Source organism: Amycolatopsis sp. VC5-11 (assembly GCF_037034185.1).
In the GTDB taxonomy this organism is placed as follows: domain Bacteria; phylum Actinomycetota; class Actinomycetes; order Mycobacteriales; family Pseudonocardiaceae; genus Amycolatopsis; species Amycolatopsis nivea.
Genome location: NZ_JBAGKF010000001.1, coordinates 872731 through 890042 on the forward strand (window position 1 = coordinate 872731; position 17312 = coordinate 890042).

The window sequence follows — 17312 nt, forward strand, 5'->3', positions numbered from 1 at the left end:
TAGATCGCAGGTTCGGCCCGTCACGCCTGGGACGCGGTCGTCAAAACGCGGGCCCAGCTCGGGGGGTTTGCCGAAGCACCGGGCAAACCCCCGAGCCGTGCTCGGTTAGCAGTCCCGCAGCTCCGGGCTCTGGTTCAGCAACTGCCCCCGAGGCGAAACGAACGCCCGGTACCGATCCCCGTCCGTCTCGCGGAACACGGCTACCCGGTGGCAGTTCTGGAACGCCAGCTTCACGCCGAAATGCCGTTCCAGCCCGCCCCGGATCGCGTCTGAGGCCAGTGCCCGCAGCAGCTGACCGCGGGCGGTCTCGTCCGGCGGCGGGGTTTCGTTGTCCGCGAATCCGTCCGCGGCGGTGTCTGCTTCCGCGATCACTCCGGTGATGACCTCCCACGCGTACGGCAGCGATTCCCGCACGCAGGCCACGAACTCGGCGTCGGAGACCTCCCCGCGTTCGGCCTTTTCCAGCAGCGCGGGCGATACGTCCAAGGACAAGACAACCTCCATGGTCAGCGGTACCCCTCAGAGCTACCGGCCCGCCCGACCCGGCCACAAGAGAAAACGAGTTTCATCACCACTTTGGTGGATCACTCCCACCGGAACAGCCGCACGGTGAGCATCCTTGCTAAGCGCGGCCGAGCGGCACCCGCACAGCTGGCGGCAGCGGTCCGGCATCCGGGTGCGCCCGGAACGACTGGATCAGCAACGCCGTGAACCGACGCACCGCTGCGAGCCGCGCAGAAGCTGGTTCCACCCGGATCCCCTCGTTGGCGACCAATGCCAGCACGAGGTCTTCCAGTACGAAATCCGCACGCAGTTCGCCAGTGTCCTTCGCTCGGTGGATGAGTTCGAGCAGCAGCCGCAGGGTGTGGGCTCGGTCGGCGGCGAAGTCGAGTCGCCGGGGCAGTTGGGCGACGAACGCGCGGAAGCCCTGCTCACGGGCATGCGTCTCGGTCAGCTTCTCCAACACCAGGACGAAACCCTGCCACGGATCGGCCGCCGCCAGGCCCTCTTCGACGATTGACGAGCACAGTGCCAGTTCCTCGGCGAACGCTTCGGCGATCAGCGCGTCTTTGGTCGGAAAATGCCGGTAAACCGTCGCGACGCTCACCTCGGCCTGCCGGGCGATCTCCCGCATCGGTACGCCGTATCCGCGGACCGTGAAAGCCACCCGCGCCGCCGCGAGGATGCGGACTCGGTTGTGGGCGGCGTCGGTCCGTCTCACTTCGGCCGCCACCCCTCTCACTTCCGGCTGGATCGCTGACCTGCTGGAATACCTTCGGGCACATGAAAGCCGTCCAGTTTTCCCAGTATGGCCCGCCCAGCGTCGTGCACGTCGCCGATGTCGCCGAACCGCACGCTGGACCGGGGGAGATCCGCATTTCGGTGCGCGCGTCCGGGTTTTCCGCGGGCGAAACCATCATCCGATCCGGAGCGCGCGAAGACACGATGCCGGTGACGTTCCCGTTCCGGACGGGCTACGACGCTGCTGGCGTGGTCGACGAGGTGGGCGACGGGGTCACCGGAATAGCGCCCGGCGAGCACGTCTTCGGCATGACCGACGCGAATCGCCGGGGAGCCAACGCGGAGTACGCCGTCTTGGTGCATTGGGCTGCCAAACCGGACGCCTGGAGCTGGGCTGAGGCGGGCGGTGCCGCGGGCGCGATCGAAACGGCGACCCGGGTGTTGGATCAGCTTCCTGGCGGAAAGATCCTGGTGAACGGCGCGGCAGGCGGCGTCGGCACGGTCGCGGTTCAGTTGGCGATCGCGCGCGGGGCCACCGTTATCGGCACGGCGAGTCCGCGCAACCACGATTTCCTGCGTTCCCTCGGGGCCGAGGCGACGACGTACGGTCCGGGGCTGGTCGACCGAGTTGGCAGCGTCGACGCGGTCTTCGACTGTGCCGGGGGAGCATTGCCGGACCTGATCGAGATCGCCGGAGACCCCGCGCGGGTCGTGACGATCACCGACACCACCGCGCCACAGCATGGCGTGCACTTCTCGCACGGCGCCGCGCTCCCTGGCGCGGATCCGTTGGCAGTACACGGACTTGCCCCAGCAGTAGAGATCGCTGAGGGAGGCCAATTGAGGATTCCAGTCGCAGCGACCTTCCCGCTGAGCGAAGCCGCGGCCGCGCACGAGTTGAGCGAAAGCAGGCACGCCCGCGGGAAGATCGTCTACCTGAACTGACCTCAGGCGCGCGAAACCCGCACCATCTCGTCGCGTTCCACGACCTTCACCCGCTCGCGTCCCTCGGCCTCGCCGAGCGACTTCTCGTGCGCGTCGAGTTTGCCCCAGCCTTCCCAGGTGGTGAACGAAATCCCGCGCGCGGCAAGGAATTCCAGGATCGCGTCCGGGGACGAATGCCGCGGCGCGGCGAGGGTGTCCGCGTCCGCCAAGAGGTTCGCGACGGTCTCGGCCGCGTCGCCCTTCGTGTGGCCGATCAGGCCGACCGGGCCGCGTTTGATCCAGCCGGTCACGTACACGCCGGGGACCTGGTTCTCGTCCAGGTCCAGCACCCGGCCGCCCTGGTTCGGGATCACGCCCGCGGTGTGGTCGAACGGGATTTCCGGCAGGTGCGACGACAGGTACCCGACCGCGCGGTACACCGCCTGCACGTCCCAGTCGTGGAACTCGCCGGTGCCGACGACCTTGCCGTCGCGGTACTCGGTGCGTTCGGTGCGCAGGCCGACGACCTTGCCGTCCTCGCCGAGCACCTCGACCGGCGCGTGGAAGAAGTGCAGATGCAGCCGGCGCGGGCGGGTGCCCTCGTCGCGAATCGCCCATTCCTGCAGCGTCTTCACGACCATGTCGGTCTGCTTCGAGGACCGCAGTTCGGCGACGCTGGCCTCGTCGAACTCCATGTCCTCGGGGTGCACGATCACCTCGACGTTCGGCGAATGGTCCAGTTCGCGCAGCTCCAGCGGCGAGAACTTCGCCTGCGCCGGACCGCGGCGGCCGAACACGTGCACGTCGGTGACCGGGCTGGCCTTGAGGCCCTCGTAGACATTCGCCGGGATGTCGGTCGGCAGCAGTTCGTCGGCGGTCTTGGCGAGCACGCGCGCTACGTCCAGCGCGACGTTGCCGACGCCGAGCACCGCCACCGACGACGCGGTGAGCGGCCAGGTGCGCGGCACGTCCGGGTGGCCGTCGTACCAGGACACGAAGTCGGCGGCGCCGTGGCTGCCGTCGAGGTCGATGCCGGGGAGGTCGAGCGCGCGGTCGGCCATCGCGCCGGTCGCGAAGATGACCGCGTCGTAGAACTCGCGCAGGTCGTCCAGCTTCAGGTCGGTGCCGTAGTCGACGTTGCCGAGCAGCCGGATGTTCGGCCGGTCCAGCACCTTGTGCAGGGCGTTGACGATGCCCTTGATGCGCGGGTGGTCGGGCGCGACGCCGTAGCGGATCAGCCCGAACGGCGCGGGCATGCGCTCGAACAGGTCGATCTCGACGTCCGCGTCGGACTTGTCCAGCAGGTCGGCGGCGTAGATGCCGGCGGGGCCGGCGCCCACCACGGCGACACGAAGGATTCGGCTCACCCGCTCCACGGTAAGTTAGGTGATCCTAACAATCACTGTGATCTGGCGTACGGTCCAGCAGGTGGGAGCCGCTAAGCTGGCGGCATGCGCGTTCTCGTCGTCGACAACTACGACAGCTTCGTCTACAACCTCGTCCAGTACCTGGCGCAGCTCGGCGCCGACTGCACGGTGTGGCGCAACGACGTCGTCGACCTCGATCGCGTGCCGGACTTCGACGCGGTGCTCGTCTCCCCGGGTCCCGGAACGCCGGAACGCGCAGGTCAGAGCATTGAAGTGATCGCGAAATGCGCCGAGACGCGCACGCCGATGCTGGGCGTCTGCCTCGGCCACCAGGCGTTGGGTGTGCACTTCGGAGCCACCGTCGACCGCGCGGACGAGCTGCTGCACGGCAAGACCAGCCAGGTGCGGCACACCGGCTCCGGCATCCTCGCCGGGCTGCCGGAGGAGTTCACCGCCACTCGGTACCACTCGCTCACCGTGCTCCCGGACACCATCGATCCGGACCTTTTCGAGGTCACCGGCACCACCGAAACCGGCATCGTGATGGGCATGCGGCACCGCGAACTGCCGCTGGAGGGCGTGCAGTTCCACCCCGAATCCGTGCTCACCGAATGCGGCCACCGGATGCTGGCGAACTGGATGGCCTCGGCGGGCCACCCGGTCGCGCCGACCGTCGTCGACGACCTGGAGCGGGCCACCCGCACCCTGCAGAAGGCCGCGACTGCGTGACCGCGCCGACCCCGCTGATCCGGCTCAGCGGAGTCGGAAAACGGTACGGCAGCGGCGAACCCGTCCTGACGCACATCGATTTCGAGGTGCCCGCCGGACGGGTGGTCGGCGTCCTCGGCACTAACGGATCGGGCAAATCGACGCTGCTGCGGATCCTCGCCGGGGTGTCGCGGGCGTCGTACGGCGACATCACCGGGAGCCCGGCGGTCGGCTACCTGCCCGACCGGTTCCCCGGCGGCCAGCGGCTGAGCGCGCGGGCGTACCTGCGGCATCTGGCGCGGATCCGCGGGCTGACTGACCTGTCCGGGATCGATCCGCTGCTGAAACGGCTCGCGCTGGTCGGCAGTCCGGACGCGCAGCTGCGCACGCTGTCGAAAGGCAATGCGCAGAAGGTCGGCCTCGCCCAAGCCGTGCTGGTGCGGCCGGACCTGCTGATCCTCGACGAACCCTGGTCCGGCCTCGACGTCGGCACGCACGCGGTGCTCGGCGAACTGGTCGCGGAAACCCGCGCACGCGGCGCGAGCGTCGTGTTCACCGACCACCGGCCGGACGTCGTGCGCGAACACGCGGACGAGGTGTACCGGCTCGCGTCCGGCCGGGTCGCGCCGCTGGAAACGCATCCGGAGCGGAAGCGGATCACGCTGCTGCCGGTGTCGTCGAGCGTCGACAACTGGTCCGCCGAACCAGGCGTGCACGCGGTCGCCGACCAAGCAGGCGGCGTGGTCCTGACGGTCGACGCCGAACACGCCGACGCCGTGCTGCTGCGCGCGTTGTCCGGCGGCTGGTCGGTGCGGGAGGTGGCGCCGTGCTCGCAGTGAGCCGCTATTACCTGGCGCTGCTCGGCCATTCGCAACGCTATTTGCCAGCCGGGCTCGCGTACCTCGCGTTGTGCTCAATCCTTTACGCAGACCCGAGTTCGCCAGTGCTTCCGCTGTTTGGCGTGAGCGGCGCGGGGATTCTCGTACTCGGCTGTTGGCTCACGATCGCGTTGCTGGACATCGAGGATCCGGTGCAGCGACTGATCACGCTCAACCACGCCGGCGGCAATCGCAAAACCATCGGCGGCGCGGTGCTGACGGTGTTCGGCTGCACCTTGGTGTGCACGCTGGTGACCGTCGGCTGGGCGGCGACGCATCGGAATCAGTTGCAGGCACAGATCATCGGTGCCGGGCTGGCGACCCATCTCGCGTGCGCTCTGGTCGGCATCGCGATCGGCCTGCCGTGCTCGCGGCTGCTTGTGTCGCGCATCGGCTGGACTGTGCTCGCCGCGGTTCTCGTGCTGGGCGTGGTGCTGCTGGGAAAGTGGGTTCCGCTGGTGCATCCGCTGCTGCAAGCGCTGATGAACGGCTCCCCGTACGGCGGCCCGCTCGGTTTGGCGATAGGCACGTCGGTGGTGCTGCTGGCGGCGAGCATGACGGTGGTGGGCACGGTCTCTACCCGCCGATCCTGACCTTTCTGCAAATTGCATTCGGCAAATGCCGATTTGGGGGTTCCGGGTCGGGCTGCGAGTCGGTTACCCTCGCGCCGTCTGTTGGGCCCGGGAGGGGAGCATCCGTGACGGCAGGGATCGCCGCGATCACCGTGGACGGCTCAGCGGACGAGGTGCGGCACCTCGTTTCCTGGCTCGGCGCCGAGGACGAACTGGCCGGGCGGGTGCGGCTCGCCGGGCCGGGCAGCGGCGTGGTCGTGATGGTGAGCAGCCGGTCGGCGGGCACCTTCTGCCGGTCGCTTTTCGGCTGGCTGCACCGGCAGCGCGACGGACGGCGCGTGTCGCTCACCGTGAAGCGCTCCGGGGCCGTCGAAGAGCTGGACGTCGACTGCGGCGGCGGGCACGACGTCGACGAGGTGCTCGCCAGCGTGCGGAATTTCCTCGACCAAGACTGATCGGCCGGCGCGAAAAAAGGGCCCGCACGGTGCGCACCGTGCGGGCCCTCCTTATGCGCTGCGAGCGAGTCAGCCGCCGTTGTTGTTGCGGATCCCGCCCGGCGGGAAGATCCCGCCGGAGCTCGACGTCGGCGAGCCGCCGCTGCCGTCGTCCTCCTTGATCGTCAGCATGATCGGCTGGGTCGGGCTGATCTGGCTGCCTGCCTGCGGGTTCTGCTTCACCACGGTGTTGGCCTTGCCGCTGCCGGACGAGGTCGACTGCGTTTGGATGCTGCCCGACCAGCCAAGGCTCTGCAGCTTCTGCGTCGCCTGGTCCGAGGTCATCCCGGTCAGGTCCGGCATCTGGATCTGCTGCGGACCGGACGACACGGTCAGCTTCACCGTGCTGTTCGGGGGCAGGTTGCCGCCGTTCGGCTGCTGGTCGATGACCTGGTCCTTCGGCTGGTCCGAGGCCTGGTCGACCCGCTGGGCCTTGAAACCGGCGTTCTGCAGGATCTGCTTCGCCGTCGCGTAGTCCTTGCCGACCGTGTTCGGCACTTCCTTCTGGTTGACGCCGGACCCGACGACGATATCCACCGGCGTGCCTTCGGTGGCCGAGGAGTTCGCGGTCGGGTTCTGCGACACGACCTTGCCGACGTCGTCCGGGGTGTCGACGGGCTGCGAGGTCGTGTTGCCGAGCTTCAGCTTGGCCTGTTCGAGCGCCGTCTTCGCGTCTTCCGCCGACTTGCCGTGCAGGTCCGGCACGGTGGTGTTGCCCGGCTTCTGCCCGACGGTCAGCGTGATCGTGGACGTGGTCGGCACCGTCTTGCCGACCTCCGGGTCGATCGCGATGACCTTGCCGATCTGGTCCTCGGTGCAGGTCTGCCCGCCGGGGTTGCTCGCCTCCGGACCGCACACCACGTTCTTGTTCGGCGCGAACGACGAGAAGCCCGCCTGCTGCAGCGCCGCCTTCGCCTGGGTGACCTGCTGGTTGACCACCGGCGGGATCTGCGCGGTCTCGTTCTTGTCGCGGAACGATCCGCTCAGCCAGAAGATCAACAGCACCACACCCGCCACGAGCAGCGCGGCGATCACCCCGAAGATGATCCGGCGGCGGCGCTTGGCGCGCGGGTCCTCGTCCGGCTCGTCGGCGTAGTCGTCGTAGGCCACCGGCTGGCGGCGGTCGGCGTTCATCACCTGGGTGCGCTCGTCGTCCGACATCACCATCGGGGCCGACGGACGCTGCCCGGACAGCGTCCGGACCAGGTCCGACCGCATTTCGGCGGCCGACTGGTACCGGTTCGCCGGGCCCTTGGCCAGTGCCTTCAGCACGACCGCGTCGAGCTCCGGCGACACCGCCGGGTTCACCGACGACGGCGGGTTCGGGTCCTCCCGCACGTGCTGGTACGCCACCGCGACCGGGGAATCGCCGGTGAACGGCGGCTCGCCGGTGATCAGTTCGTACAGCACGCAGCCCGCCGCGTAGACGTCCGACCGGGCGTCCACCGACTCGCCGCGCGCCTGCTCCGGCGAGAGGTACTGGGCGGTGCCGATGACGGCCGCGGTCTGCGTCATCGCCGACTGGCCGTCGTGCATGGCGCGCGCGATGCCGAAGTCCATCACCTTGACGGCGCCGTTCTTCGTGATCATCACGTTCGCCGGCTTCACGTCGCGGTGCACGATGCCGTGCCGGTGCGAGAAGTCGAGCGCGGCGCAGACGTCGGCCATGACCTCCATCGCGCGCTTCTGCGACAGCGGGCCCTCGGTCTTGACGATGTCCCGCAGCGTCCGGCCTTCGACGTACTCCATCACGATGTACGGCAGCGGACCGACGTCGGTGTTCGCCTCGCCGGTGTCGTACACGGCGACGATCGCGGGATGGTTCAGCGCGGCCGCGTTCTGCGCCTCGCGCCGGAACCGCTCCTGGAACTGCGGATCGCGGGCGAGGTCCGCGCGCAGGACCTTGATCGCGACTTCCCGGCCCAGCCGCACGTCGTGCCCGTGGTGGACCTCGGACATACCGCCGTACCCGAGCGTGTCGCCCAGCTCGTACCGATTGGAGAGCAGTCTGGGTGTCGTCATCGCTTCGTGCCGTTCCATTCCGTCCAAGGTGTGGTCATCATGCCTTGCAGGCCCTGGGCCTCGCTCGTACCGGCCGGGGTGGCTGAGGTCGGTCCGCTCCCGCTGTCCACGCTTCGCGGCGGTCCTCCGTTGCCGGAGGACACCACTCTCGCGATCAAGAACGCCACGGCCACCAGGACCACGACGATGACCACCGCGAGCAGCACCCACCAGCCCCACTGGTTCCGTTTCGGCGGCGGGACCGGCGGACCGGGCGGGCCCGGCGGAGCCGACAGCGGCCGGAACGCCGGGTTGGAACTGGGTCCGACCGGGGCACCGGCCGCCTGCGGCACTGCGGGCGGAACCGGTGGCACGGGCGGTGCCTGACCTGCCGCGTAGGCGGCGTTGACCAGGCCGAGCGGGGTGGGCAGCGGACGGCCGGCGCGGACCGCGGCGATCGCGCCCGCGAACTCGCCGCCGCTGGCGTAGCGCTGCCGGGGGTCCTTCACGAGCGTCGCCTCGATCACCGCCCGCGCGCCCGGCGGGACGTCCGGCGGCAGCGGCGGCGGGACGTCGCGGATGTGCATCATCGCGACCGTCACCGCGTTCTCGGACAGGAACGGCCGGTGCCCGGCGAGGCATTCGTACCCGCACACCGCGAGCGAATAGACGTCGCTGGCCGGTTCCGCGTCCTGGCCGAGCGCCTGCTCCGGCGCGATGTAGTGCGCGGTGCCCATGACCATGCCGGACCGGGTGACCGGGGCCGCGTCGGCGGCCTTGGCCACGCCGAAGTCGGTGATCTTCACCTTGCCCGCGGGGGTGACCAGGATGTTGCCCGGCTTCACGTCGCGGTGCACCAGGCCCTGTTCGTGCGCGGCCTGCAGCGCGGTGCCCGCCTGCTCGAGCAGGTCGAGCGTGTAGTCCGCGGTGAGCCTGCCGTGCTTGGCGAGGATGCCCGCCAGCGGATCGCCCTCCACGTACTCCATCACCAGGTACGCGATGGACAGGTCCTCGTTGACCGTCTCGCCGTAGTCGTGCACCGCGGCGATCCCGGCGTGGTTGAGCGAGGCGGTCATCCGCGCCTCGGTCCGGAAACGGTGCAGGAATTCGGCGTCGCCGGACAGTTCGGCCTTCAGCACCTTCACCGCGACGATCCGGTCGAGCCGGGTGTCGCTCGCCTGCCAGACCTCGCCCATCCCGCCGACGGCGATCCGGTTCGTCAGCTTGTAGCGCTCGGCCAGCAGCTGACCCGAGGACAGCATCGGCTATCCACCCCCGAGCCGGGCGGCGATGGCGGCACGGCCGATCTCGGCGGCCACCGAGCCGCCGGTCGCGGCGAGACCGCGGTTGCCGCCGTTCTCGACGATGACCGACACGGCGATCTGCGGGTTGTCCGACGGCGCGAACGCGGTGTACCACGCGTGCGGCGGGGTGTTCTTCGAGTCGGCGCCGTGCTCGGCGGTGCCGGTCTTCGACGCGATCTTCAGCGCGTCGTTCTTGCCGCCGCCCTTGGTGAAGGACTCCGACGCGATCATCATGTCGGTGAGGATCTTGTCGTTCTCCGGCGACAGCGCGGGCTTGCCGGTGAGCTGCTCCGGGTCGACGTTCTCGACCGTCGACAGGTCCGGGGCCAGGATCGACTCGATCAGCTGCGGCTTCATCGCGTAGCCGTTGTTCGCGACGGTCGCCGAAAGCAGGCAGTCCTGCAGCGGAGTGAGCCGGACGTCGCGCTGGCCGATGCCGCTCTGGTAGAGCGCGCCCGGCGAGTCGAGCGCGCCGACGGTCGAGCCGACGACCCGCATCGGCACGGTCAGGTCGTTCTGCCCGATGCCGAAGTTGGTCGCGGCCGCCTTCATCTTGTCCGCGCCGAGCTGGCCGGCGAACGTCGCGAACGGGACGTTGCACGAGTGCGCCAGGGCGTCCTTGAACGTGTTGCCGGGGCAGGTTTCGCCGCCGTAGTTCTCCAGCGTCGTGTTCGTGCCCGGCAGCTGCACGTTCGGCGCGGTGCTGATCTGGGTGTCCGGGCCGATCCCGCTCTCCAGCGCCGCGGTCGCGGTGACGATCTTGAACGTCGACCCCGGCGGGTAGTTCTCCGAGATCGCCCGGTTCAGCATCGGGTTGTTCTTGTCCTTGGAGTAGGCGTCCCAGGCCTTGTTCTGGTCGGTGCCGTGCGTCGCGAGCTGGTTGGGGTCGTACGACGGGGTCGAGACCATTGCCAGGATGCGGCCGGTCTTCGGCTCCATCGCGACCACCGCGCCGGTGTAGCCGCGCTGCGTCATCAGGTCGTAGGCGGCCTTCTGCACCTTCGGGTCGATGGTGAGCTTCACGTTGCCGCCGCGCGGATCGCGGCCGGTGACCATGTCCGACAGCCTGCGCACGAACAGCCGCGGGTCCGATCCGTTCAGCACGTCGTCCTCGGCGCGCTCGAGCCCGCCCGCGCCGTAGTTGATCGAGTAGTACCCGGTGACCGGGGCGTACATCGGGCCGTCGGCGTAGGTGCGGAAGAACTTGAACTTGTCGGTCGAGGGCTTCACGCCGGCGAGCACGGTGCCGTCCGGCGTGACGATCTGCCCGCGCTGCCGGGAGTACTCGTCGTAGAGCACGCGCTGGTTGCGCGGATCGGTGCGGTACGTGTCGGCCTTGATGACCTGGACGTAGGTGATGTTGGCCAGCAGCAGCACGATCATCGCGAGCATCGCCATGCCGACCTTGCGCAGGGGGGCGTTCACGCGGTCCTCCCGTTCGGGTCGCCTTCGGCGGGCGGACGCCGCACCATGACGGTGTGCGCCTCGGCGATCGGAGCCTGCGGCTGCTGCGGCTTCGGCCGGGAGGCCGGCCTGCGCGCCGCGTCCGAAATGCGCAGCATCAGGGCGACCAGGATGTAGTTCGCCAGCAGCGAAGAGCCGCCGTAGGACAGGAACGGCGCGGTGACGCCGGTTTCCGGGATGAGCGCGGTGACGCCGCCGACGACCACGAAGATCTGGATCACGATGGTGAAGGCGAGCCCGCCGCCGAGCAGTTTGCCGAACGTGTCGCGCACCGCCAGCGCGCTGCGCATGCCGCGCATCGCCAGCAGCATGTACAGCATCAGCACCGCGGCCAGGCCGATGAAGCCGAGCTCCTCGCCGATCGCGGCGGTGATGAAGTCGGTGCTCGCGGCGGGCGGGATGTCCGGACGGCCGGCGCCGAGCCCGGTGCCGCCGACGCCGCCGGTGCCGAGCCCGAACAACGCCTGCGCGAGCTGGTAACTGCCGCCGAGCACGTCGTAGCGAGGGCCGAGCGGGTCGGTCCAGTTCTCGACCCGCTGCTGCACGTGGCCGAACAGGTTGTAGGCGATGATGCAGCCGCCGATGAAGAACGTCAGCCCGACGACGACCCAGATCGCGCGTTCGGTCGCGACGTAGAGCATCACCAGGATGATGCTGAAATACAGCAGCGACGTGCCGAGGTCCTTCTCGAACACCAGCACGCCGATCGCGACGGCGGCGGCGATCAGGATCGGGCCGAGGTCACGGGCGCGCGGCAGTTCCACGCCGAGGAACTTCTTGCCCGCCACCATGAACAAATCGCGTTTGGACACCAGGAACGACGCGAAGAAGATCATCAGCAGAATCTTCGCGAACTCGCCCGGCTGGATCGAGAAGAACGGCAGCTTCAGCCACACCTTCGCGCCGCCCGCCTCGGACAGGCTGGCGGGCAGCACCGCGGGCAGCGCGAGCGCGCCGAGCCCGACCAGCCCGGCGATGTAGCTGTAGCGGGTCAGCGTGCGGTGGTCGTTGACCACCACGAGCACGATCACGAACAGCACCAGCGAAACCGCGGTGAACAGCAGCTGCTTGGTGATCTCCGGCGAGTACTCCTTGCCGCGCTGCATGAACGATTCGGCCTTCGCCAGATCGAGCCGGTGAATCATCACCAGCCCGATCCCGTTGAGCAGCGCGACGCACGGCAGCAGCACCGGGTCCGCGTACGGGGCCCACCGGCGCACGGCGAGGTGCGTCGTGGCGAGCACGCCGAGGTAAGCGAGTCCCACCCACAGGATCGAGAGCGTCAGCTCCTGCTCCTGGTTGGCCTCGACGATGACCAGCGCGAGCGTGACGATGCCCGCCGCGAACGCCAGCAACGCGAGCTCCGTGCCCCTGCGCTTGGGGAGGTCTCGCGGCGGATTCGTGGCGAACTGGGCGGACGTCGGGTCGGCCAGCGGCTGGCCCATCAGTTACCGCCCCCCGTCGGCGGCGTACCCGCCGTCGAGCAGTCCCTCCCCGCAGGCTGGTTCGCCGACGAAGGCGTGCCCCCGGGAGGCGCCACGCTGGACGAGGGCGCGCCCGACTGCGGGGTGCCCGGAGGATTGGCCGGCTTGCAGTCCGACAACTTCTTCTTGAGACGCAGGAAATCGTCGATGTACTTGCGCGCGTCGTCGAGGCTTTCGCGCTTCACGCCGTTCTGCACGGCGATGCGCGCGTCCTCCTGCAACGCGGAGACGCGGAGCTTGTCGGTGCACAGCTGGCCCGGCGGGCACGAGCCCTGCTCGAGCGAGTGCAGGTCGATGCCGAGGATGCTGCCCGGGACGCCGCGGTAGATCACGACCTCCTGATCGGGGCCTTCTCCGACGTAGTACTGGCTGAGCACGAAGTATCGAGTCGCGATCGCGGCGGCGCCCAGCACGATCAGCACCACGACCGCCCCCACGAGCCAGCGGAACCGTTTCCGCCGTTTCGCTTTCGGGTCTTCCGGCGGGGGCTGCTGCTCCGGTCGCGGCTGCGGCGGCGGCTGGGTCAGCGCGCGCGCCCTCGCCGCCGGGGAATCCCCCTGATGCATCTCGTCGCTGCCGTCGCCCGCCGCGCCGCCCACGATCGGGGCGTCGTCGCCGAAATCGACGTCGACCACGTCGGCGATGATGACGGTCACGTTGTCGGTGCCGCCGCCCTTGAGCGCCAGCTCGATCATCCGGTCGGCGCAGTCCTGCGGGTCCGGGATCTGCACGGCCTCGGCGAGCGTTTCGTCGCTGACCATTCCGGACAAACCGTCGGAGCAAATCAGGTACCGGTCACCGGGACGCGCCTCGCGCACGGTCAGGCTCGGCTCGACCTCGTGTCCGGTGAGCGCCTTGAGCAGCAGCGACCGCTGCGGGTGCACCGCGGCCTCTTCCGGCGTGATGCGGCCCTGTTCGAGCAGTTCGTTGACGAAACTGTCGTCGCGGGTGATCTGGGCGAACTGGCCGCCGCGCATCAGATACGCGCGCGAGTCGCCGACGTGGACCAGACCAAGTCTGCTTCCCGCGAACAGGACGGCGGTGAGCGTGGTGCCCATGCCGTCCAGGTCGGGGTCCTGGGAGACCAGTTCGGCGATCGCCGCGTTGCCGTTCTGGACGGCTTCGCGAAGCTGGGCGAGCAGGTCGTCGCCCGGCTCGTCGTCGTCGAGCGGGGCGAGCGAGGCGATGACGACCTTGCTGGCCACCTCACCTGCGGCGTGCCCGCCCATGCCGTCGGCGAGCGCGAGGAGACGCGGGCCGGCGTACACGGAGTCCTGGTTGTTGGAACGCACCAGGCCCCGGTCGCTGCGGGCCGCGTAGCGGAGGACGAGAGTCATGGGCGAAGCTCGATCACCGTCTTGCCGATCCGGATGGGGACTCCGAGCGGGACCCGGAGGGGTGCAGTGACCTTAGCCCGGTCGAGGTAGGTCCCGTTCGTCGAGCCCAGATCTTCCACGTACCAGTCCTCCCCGCGCAGCGCGATCCGGGCGTGCCGGGTCGATGCGTAGTCGTCGTCGAGCACCAGCGTCGAGTCGTCGGCCCGGCCGATCAGGATCGGCCGCCCGTCGAGCGCGATGCGGGTGCCCGCGAGGGCCCCGTGCGTCACGAGCAACTGCTGCGGGGCCTTGCTGCCCCGCGGCTTCTTCTCTTTGTTGCGGCGGAAGGACGGCACCTGGACCCGAAGGCCCGACGCGGCGTAGAGGTCCGAGCGCACGACTCGGAGCGCGGCGAACACAAAGAGCCAGAGCAGCACGAGAAAGCCCACTCTGGTGAGTTGAACGACCAGCTCTGGCACTTGTTGTGTCCGCTCCCGCCTGTGCCTGCAAGCCGCGGCGCCACGCGCACCGCGGTTCCCCCCGCATGACAATTCTGCGGGAACCCCGTGGACGGTCTGCGATCAGCCCTGGGTTCGGAACACCAGAGACGAATGACCCACCCGGATCACGTCGCCGTCCGCCAGCTGCCACGTCTGCACCGGAGTGCCGTTGACCGTGGTCCCGTTGGTCGACCCGATGTCGGCGAGCGTCGCGCTCTGCCCGTCCCAGGTGATCTCCAGGTGCCGCCGCGAAACGCCGGTGTCCGGAAGCCGGAAGTCCGCGTCCTGCCCGCGGCCGACGACGTTGCCGCCCTGCTTCAGCGAGTAGGTGCGGTTGGAGCCGTCGTCCAGCTGGAGGCTCGCCTGAAGCTGCCTGCCCGCGGCCGGGGCGCCCTGCTGCGCGTACGGGTCCTGCCCGTAAGCCGCCTGCGGCTGGCCGCCGTACTGGTCGTACCCGCCCTGCTGGCCGTAACCCTGGTCGTAGCCGGCCTGCGGGGCCTGGCCGTAACCCTGGTCATAGCCCTGCTGCGGCTGCCCGTAACCCTGGTCGTACCCGCCCTGCGGAGCCTGGCCGCCGTAACCCTGGTCGTAGCCGCCCTGCTGGCCGTAACCCTGGTCGTAGCCCTGCGCGGGCGGCTGCCCGCCGTAGCCCTGGTCGTACCCGGGCTGCGGAGCCTGTCCGCCGTACTGGTCGTAGCCCTGCGCGGGGGGCTGGCCGCCGTAGCCCTGGTCGTAGCCCTGCGCGGGAGGCTGGCCGCCGTAACCCTGGTCGTACCCGGGCTGCTGGCCACCCTGCTGTCCGTAGCCGTACTGGCCCTGCTGGCCGTACGGGTCACCCTGGTCGTATTGGCCGTAGCCGGGGGGCTGGCTCATTGGTGGGTCTCCTGCGTTGCTGGGTCGTGCCGACCGTGACGGCCCTTCTCCCGCAGTGTCGCGGGCGTCGGGATCGACGGACGAACGGGTCTTGAACTGTCCAGTATGCAGCGCCTCGTTGCGCTCGAGTGATACGACGACGTCACCATAGGTGTCCCAGCCCTGCGCGGCGAGGTGTTCCGCCACCGCCCTCGCGAGAACCCCGGTGACCCGCTGCTCATCGCCGGCCATGCGATCGTGGTCAGCCGCCCCCAACGACACGATGTAGTGATTCGGGGCGAGCTGCCGACCGCCTGCCAGCTCACGAACGTTCTCCTCGCCTTCCCTCTCGAGCGCAACCGCCACTTCCTGCGTGACGACGTTGCCGCCGAACATGCGCGCGAAAGTATTCCCCACCAGGTTCTCGAGTCGCCTGTCAAAGCGCTCAACGCGACCCACCGGGGACAACCTCCTCACACGTGTGCTTCCGCATCGATCCTATCCGGGGGAGGAAGGGTTGGGCATGCCCCCGGTGAAACCCGTCAGAAGGCCCTGCTAAGCTTTGCTGGCTGCCTCAAGGAAGCAACTCGGGCGAGTGGCGGAATGGCAGACGCGCACGGTTCAGGTCCGTGTGTCCGAAAGGACGTGAGGGTTCAACTCCCTCCTCGCCCACCATGGTCAGAGCCCCAGCCGCTTGCGCGACTGGGGCTCTTTTCCGTTGTCGGTCGTTCCTCTTCCCGGGGGCCGAGCCCCCGGACCCCCGCGGTGCCTTTGGTGCGGTTGGCGGGCATGGCCGGTTTTGGGCGGGGGCGGTTGGGCTGGCTTGTTGCGGTGGGTGTGGGCCAGGGCACATTTTTTTGGTGGGTGGTGGTTAGAAGGCGTCGTTCACGTCTGGGCGGGGGGCGTTGAGATCGCAGTACGAGTACAGCTCGGTGTGGTTGTCGTCTGCGTTCTTCGGGATTTTCTGCAGCGGGACGATCCAGGTGCTGCGTTCTCCTGGCGAGCAGGACGGGCTCGACGGCGGTTCTTGCGGGGTGCCGGCCGGGTTGCCCTTGCCGTCCGGAGGCACCAGGTCGCCGCCCACGATCGCGCCGTTCGCGTCGCGGAACACGACGGCGGTACGGCGGCTCGCCAGTGCCCGGCAGTTCGTCGATTTCTCGGTGTATCGGACCGCGTCGGCGGGCAGCGACGCCTTCGCGCGGCTGGTCGACTCGTAAATGTCGGTCGCCGGGGCGAATCCGCCGAGCGCGCCGTTCGGCAGCCAGGTCGTCGTTTGGACGTCGACGTCGGCCGAGATCACCTTGTCTGTCCCGCCGACGTTGATGAGCGGCCTGCCGATGCCGGCTCGTTGACCAGGCAGCAGCACCGGGACCTCCATGGTCATCGGCGCGCCTTGAATCGGGCCGGGCGGCAGGCCGTTGACGGAAACGATCACCTTGAACGTGACTTTGGTCCGGTAGGCGATGCGGTCGCTGGTGTTGCGCAGCACCGCACCCATGCTCGCCAGCCCGGACGACGAAGCACCCTTTTCCGCGACTTCGACCGCACCGCCGCCCGGTGCGCTCTTCGCCGACACCGGCTGTTCTCGGACTGAATTCGGAATATCGCACGGCTTCGCCGCCGAGTCGCCGCGGGTGGACAGCACCACCGTGACGACCCCGGCGGCTACGACTAGCGTCGTGACGATTCCGGCCACGACCAGGTTGCGTTTTTTCATTCGTAGTACCGCTTCTTCAGCTCGTCCACCTGGGCTTGGAAGTCCTGGATCAACTTCGCCGCCGCAACGGAAACATCGACGCTGAACTGGTCTTCGGGTATCTCGCGGACGGTTCCGGGCTTGATCGCGACCGAGAAATTCTCCATGCCTACCGCGGAGATAGCGACCCGTTCGCCTGCTGACGCGCCGACTGCTTCGACGTTGGCCCGGTCGGTGAAGAAATGTGAATCACGCAGATCGTCAACATCGATGTTCAGACCGGTCTCGTCGATCGCCGCCCGGTACTGCCTCTGCCACCCGGCCCACAGCAGCCGCGCCAGGCTGGCCAGCGCGGTCTCCAGAGCTGATTCGTCGATGAAGTCGTAGACGCTTTCTCCGAACGACACAGTGATGTCGGTGCGTCGGCGCAACTCGGCTTCGATTTCCGCACCAGGTGCGCGCACGCGTACCTGAATTCCGTCGAGCCTCTCGGCAAGATCCGGCACAGTC

General features: G+C 68.9%; 17 protein-coding genes and 1 tRNA gene. 6 read left to right on the forward strand and 12 right to left on the reverse strand.

Annotation, left to right across the window (positions count from 1 at the left end):
- Positions 1–105 precede the first annotated feature (105 nt).
- Together WA670_RS04335 and WA670_RS04340 are read right to left on the reverse strand one after the other, a co-directional pair.
- Entirely contained in the window at positions 106–492 is a 387-nt protein-coding gene (locus WA670_RS04335) for an SCO5389 family protein (protein ID WP_037809185.1), read from the reverse strand.
- 130 nt (positions 493–622) lie between these two features.
- A complete protein-coding gene (locus tag WA670_RS04340; protein ID WP_336156967.1) occupies positions 623–1222 on the reverse strand; it encodes a TetR/AcrR family transcriptional regulator in 600 nt (199 codons plus the stop codon).
- Between the two features lie 62 nt (positions 1223–1284).
- Here WA670_RS04340 and WA670_RS04345 point away from each other — a divergent pair, with 62 nt between their 5' ends.
- Positions 1285–2187: an NADP-dependent oxidoreductase gene (locus tag WA670_RS04345; RefSeq protein ID WP_336156968.1), complete on the forward strand. Its 903-nt coding sequence runs from the start codon at positions 1285–1287 to the stop codon at positions 2185–2187.
- 2 nt (positions 2188–2189) lie between these two features.
- Here the strand turns inward: WA670_RS04345 and WA670_RS04350 are convergent, their stop codons facing one another.
- A complete protein-coding gene (locus tag WA670_RS04350; RefSeq protein WP_037809190.1) occupies positions 2190–3506 on the reverse strand; it encodes an FAD-dependent oxidoreductase in 1317 nt (438 codons plus the stop codon).
- A 111-nt stretch (positions 3507–3617) separates the two neighbouring features.
- On the opposite strand from WA670_RS04350, the gene WA670_RS04355 reads away from it, so the two are divergent.
- The 4 genes from WA670_RS04355 (at position 3618) to WA670_RS04370 (ending at position 6146) form a co-directional block, all read left to right on the forward strand.
- Entirely contained in the window at positions 3618–4262 is a 645-nt protein-coding gene (locus tag WA670_RS04355) for an aminodeoxychorismate/anthranilate synthase component II (protein WP_238603683.1), read from the forward strand.
- A gap of 14 nt (positions 4263–4276) precedes the next feature.
- Positions 4277–5080, forward strand: coding sequence for an ATP-binding cassette domain-containing protein (locus tag WA670_RS04360; RefSeq protein WP_240014434.1), 804 nt, complete (start codon positions 4277–4279; stop codon positions 5078–5080).
- Positions 5068–5712, forward strand: a complete 645-nt coding sequence (locus tag WA670_RS04365; protein ID WP_134728029.1) for a hypothetical protein — start codon at positions 5068–5070, stop codon at positions 5710–5712. Before WA670_RS04360 ends, WA670_RS04365 begins: the two co-directional genes overlap by 13 nt.
- A 104-nt stretch (positions 5713–5816) precedes the next feature.
- Positions 5817–6146, forward strand: a complete 330-nt coding sequence (locus WA670_RS04370) for an effector-associated constant component EACC1 (RefSeq protein WP_037809200.1) — start codon at positions 5817–5819, stop codon at positions 6144–6146.
- 69 nt (positions 6147–6215) lie between these two features.
- On the opposite strand, the gene pknB is transcribed toward WA670_RS04370, so the two are convergent.
- From pknB to WA670_RS04405, 7 genes are all read right to left on the reverse strand, one after another.
- The gene (pknB, locus tag WA670_RS04375; protein WP_037809471.1) at positions 6216–8207 is read right to left on the reverse strand and encodes a Stk1 family PASTA domain-containing Ser/Thr kinase; all 1992 of its coding nucleotides are present in this window, start codon (positions 8205–8207) and stop codon (positions 6216–6218) included.
- Positions 8204–9448, reverse strand: coding sequence for a serine/threonine-protein kinase (locus tag WA670_RS04380; RefSeq protein WP_037809201.1), 1245 nt, complete (start codon positions 9446–9448; stop codon positions 8204–8206). Before WA670_RS04380 ends, pknB begins: the two co-directional genes overlap by 4 nt.
- 3 nt (positions 9449–9451) lie before the next feature.
- On the reverse strand, positions 9452–10915 hold the full coding sequence (locus WA670_RS04385) for a peptidoglycan D,D-transpeptidase FtsI family protein (protein WP_037809202.1): 1464 nt from the start codon (positions 10913–10915) through the stop codon (positions 9452–9454).
- Positions 10912–12399 carry an FtsW/RodA/SpoVE family cell cycle protein gene (locus WA670_RS04390; protein WP_037809207.1) on the reverse strand — a complete coding sequence of 496 codons (1488 nt, stop codon included), beginning with the start codon at positions 12397–12399 and terminating at the stop codon, positions 10912–10914. Before WA670_RS04390 ends, WA670_RS04385 begins: the two co-directional genes overlap by 4 nt.
- Positions 12399–13775 carry a PP2C family protein-serine/threonine phosphatase gene (locus WA670_RS04395; RefSeq protein ID WP_037809208.1) on the reverse strand — a complete coding sequence of 459 codons (1377 nt, stop codon included), beginning with the start codon at positions 13773–13775 and terminating at the stop codon, positions 12399–12401. Before WA670_RS04395 ends, WA670_RS04390 begins: the two co-directional genes overlap by 1 nt.
- Positions 13772–14233: an FHA domain-containing protein FhaB/FipA gene (locus tag WA670_RS04400; RefSeq protein ID WP_037718919.1), complete on the reverse strand. Its 462-nt coding sequence runs from the start codon at positions 14231–14233 to the stop codon at positions 13772–13774. Before WA670_RS04400 ends, WA670_RS04395 begins: the two co-directional genes overlap by 4 nt.
- Before the next feature lie 102 nt (positions 14234–14335).
- Positions 14336–15565: a DUF3662 and FHA domain-containing protein gene (locus tag WA670_RS04405; protein ID WP_037809472.1), complete on the reverse strand. Its 1230-nt coding sequence runs from the start codon at positions 15563–15565 to the stop codon at positions 14336–14338.
- Between the two features lie 130 nt (positions 15566–15695).
- Here WA670_RS04405 and WA670_RS04410 point away from each other — a divergent pair.
- Positions 15696–15781, forward strand: a tRNA-Leu gene (locus WA670_RS04410).
- Positions 15782–15977: 196 nt separating this feature from the next.
- Here WA670_RS04410 and WA670_RS04415 read toward each other — a convergent pair.
- Together WA670_RS04415 and WA670_RS04420 are read right to left on the reverse strand one after the other, a co-directional pair.
- Positions 15978–16823 (reverse strand): hypothetical protein, encoded by an 846-nt coding sequence (locus WA670_RS04415; RefSeq protein WP_336156969.1) that lies wholly within the window; start codon positions 16821–16823, stop codon positions 15978–15980.
- Positions 16820–17308 carry a hypothetical protein gene (locus WA670_RS04420; protein ID WP_336156970.1) on the reverse strand — a complete coding sequence of 163 codons (489 nt, stop codon included), beginning with the start codon at positions 17306–17308 and terminating at the stop codon, positions 16820–16822. The genes WA670_RS04415 and WA670_RS04420 overlap by 4 nt, the downstream gene beginning before the upstream one ends.
- Positions 17309–17312: the final 4 nt, after the last annotated feature.

Coding starts and splice junctions, on each gene's coding strand:
- WA670_RS04355 (WP_238603683.1), top strand. CDS start 3,618: ATGCGCGTTCTCGTCGTCGACAACTACGACAGCTTCGTCTACAACCTC.
- WA670_RS04380 (WP_037809201.1), bottom strand. CDS start 9,448: ATGCTGTCCTCGGGTCAGCTGCTGGCCGAGCGCTACAAGCTGACGAAC.
- WA670_RS04345 (WP_336156968.1), top strand. CDS start 1,285: ATGAAAGCCGTCCAGTTTTCCCAGTATGGCCCGCCCAGCGTCGTGCAC.
- WA670_RS04390 (WP_037809207.1), bottom strand. CDS start 12,399: ATGGGCCAGCCGCTGGCCGACCCGACGTCCGCCCAGTTCGCCACGAAT.
- WA670_RS04395 (WP_037809208.1), bottom strand. CDS start 13,775: ATGACTCTCGTCCTCCGCTACGCGGCCCGCAGCGACCGGGGCCTGGTG.
- WA670_RS04415 (WP_336156969.1), bottom strand. CDS start 16,823: ATGAAAAAACGCAACCTGGTCGTGGCCGGAATCGTCACGACGCTAGTC.
- pknB (WP_037809471.1), bottom strand. CDS start 8,207: ATGACGACACCCAGACTGCTCTCCAATCGGTACGAGCTGGGCGACACG.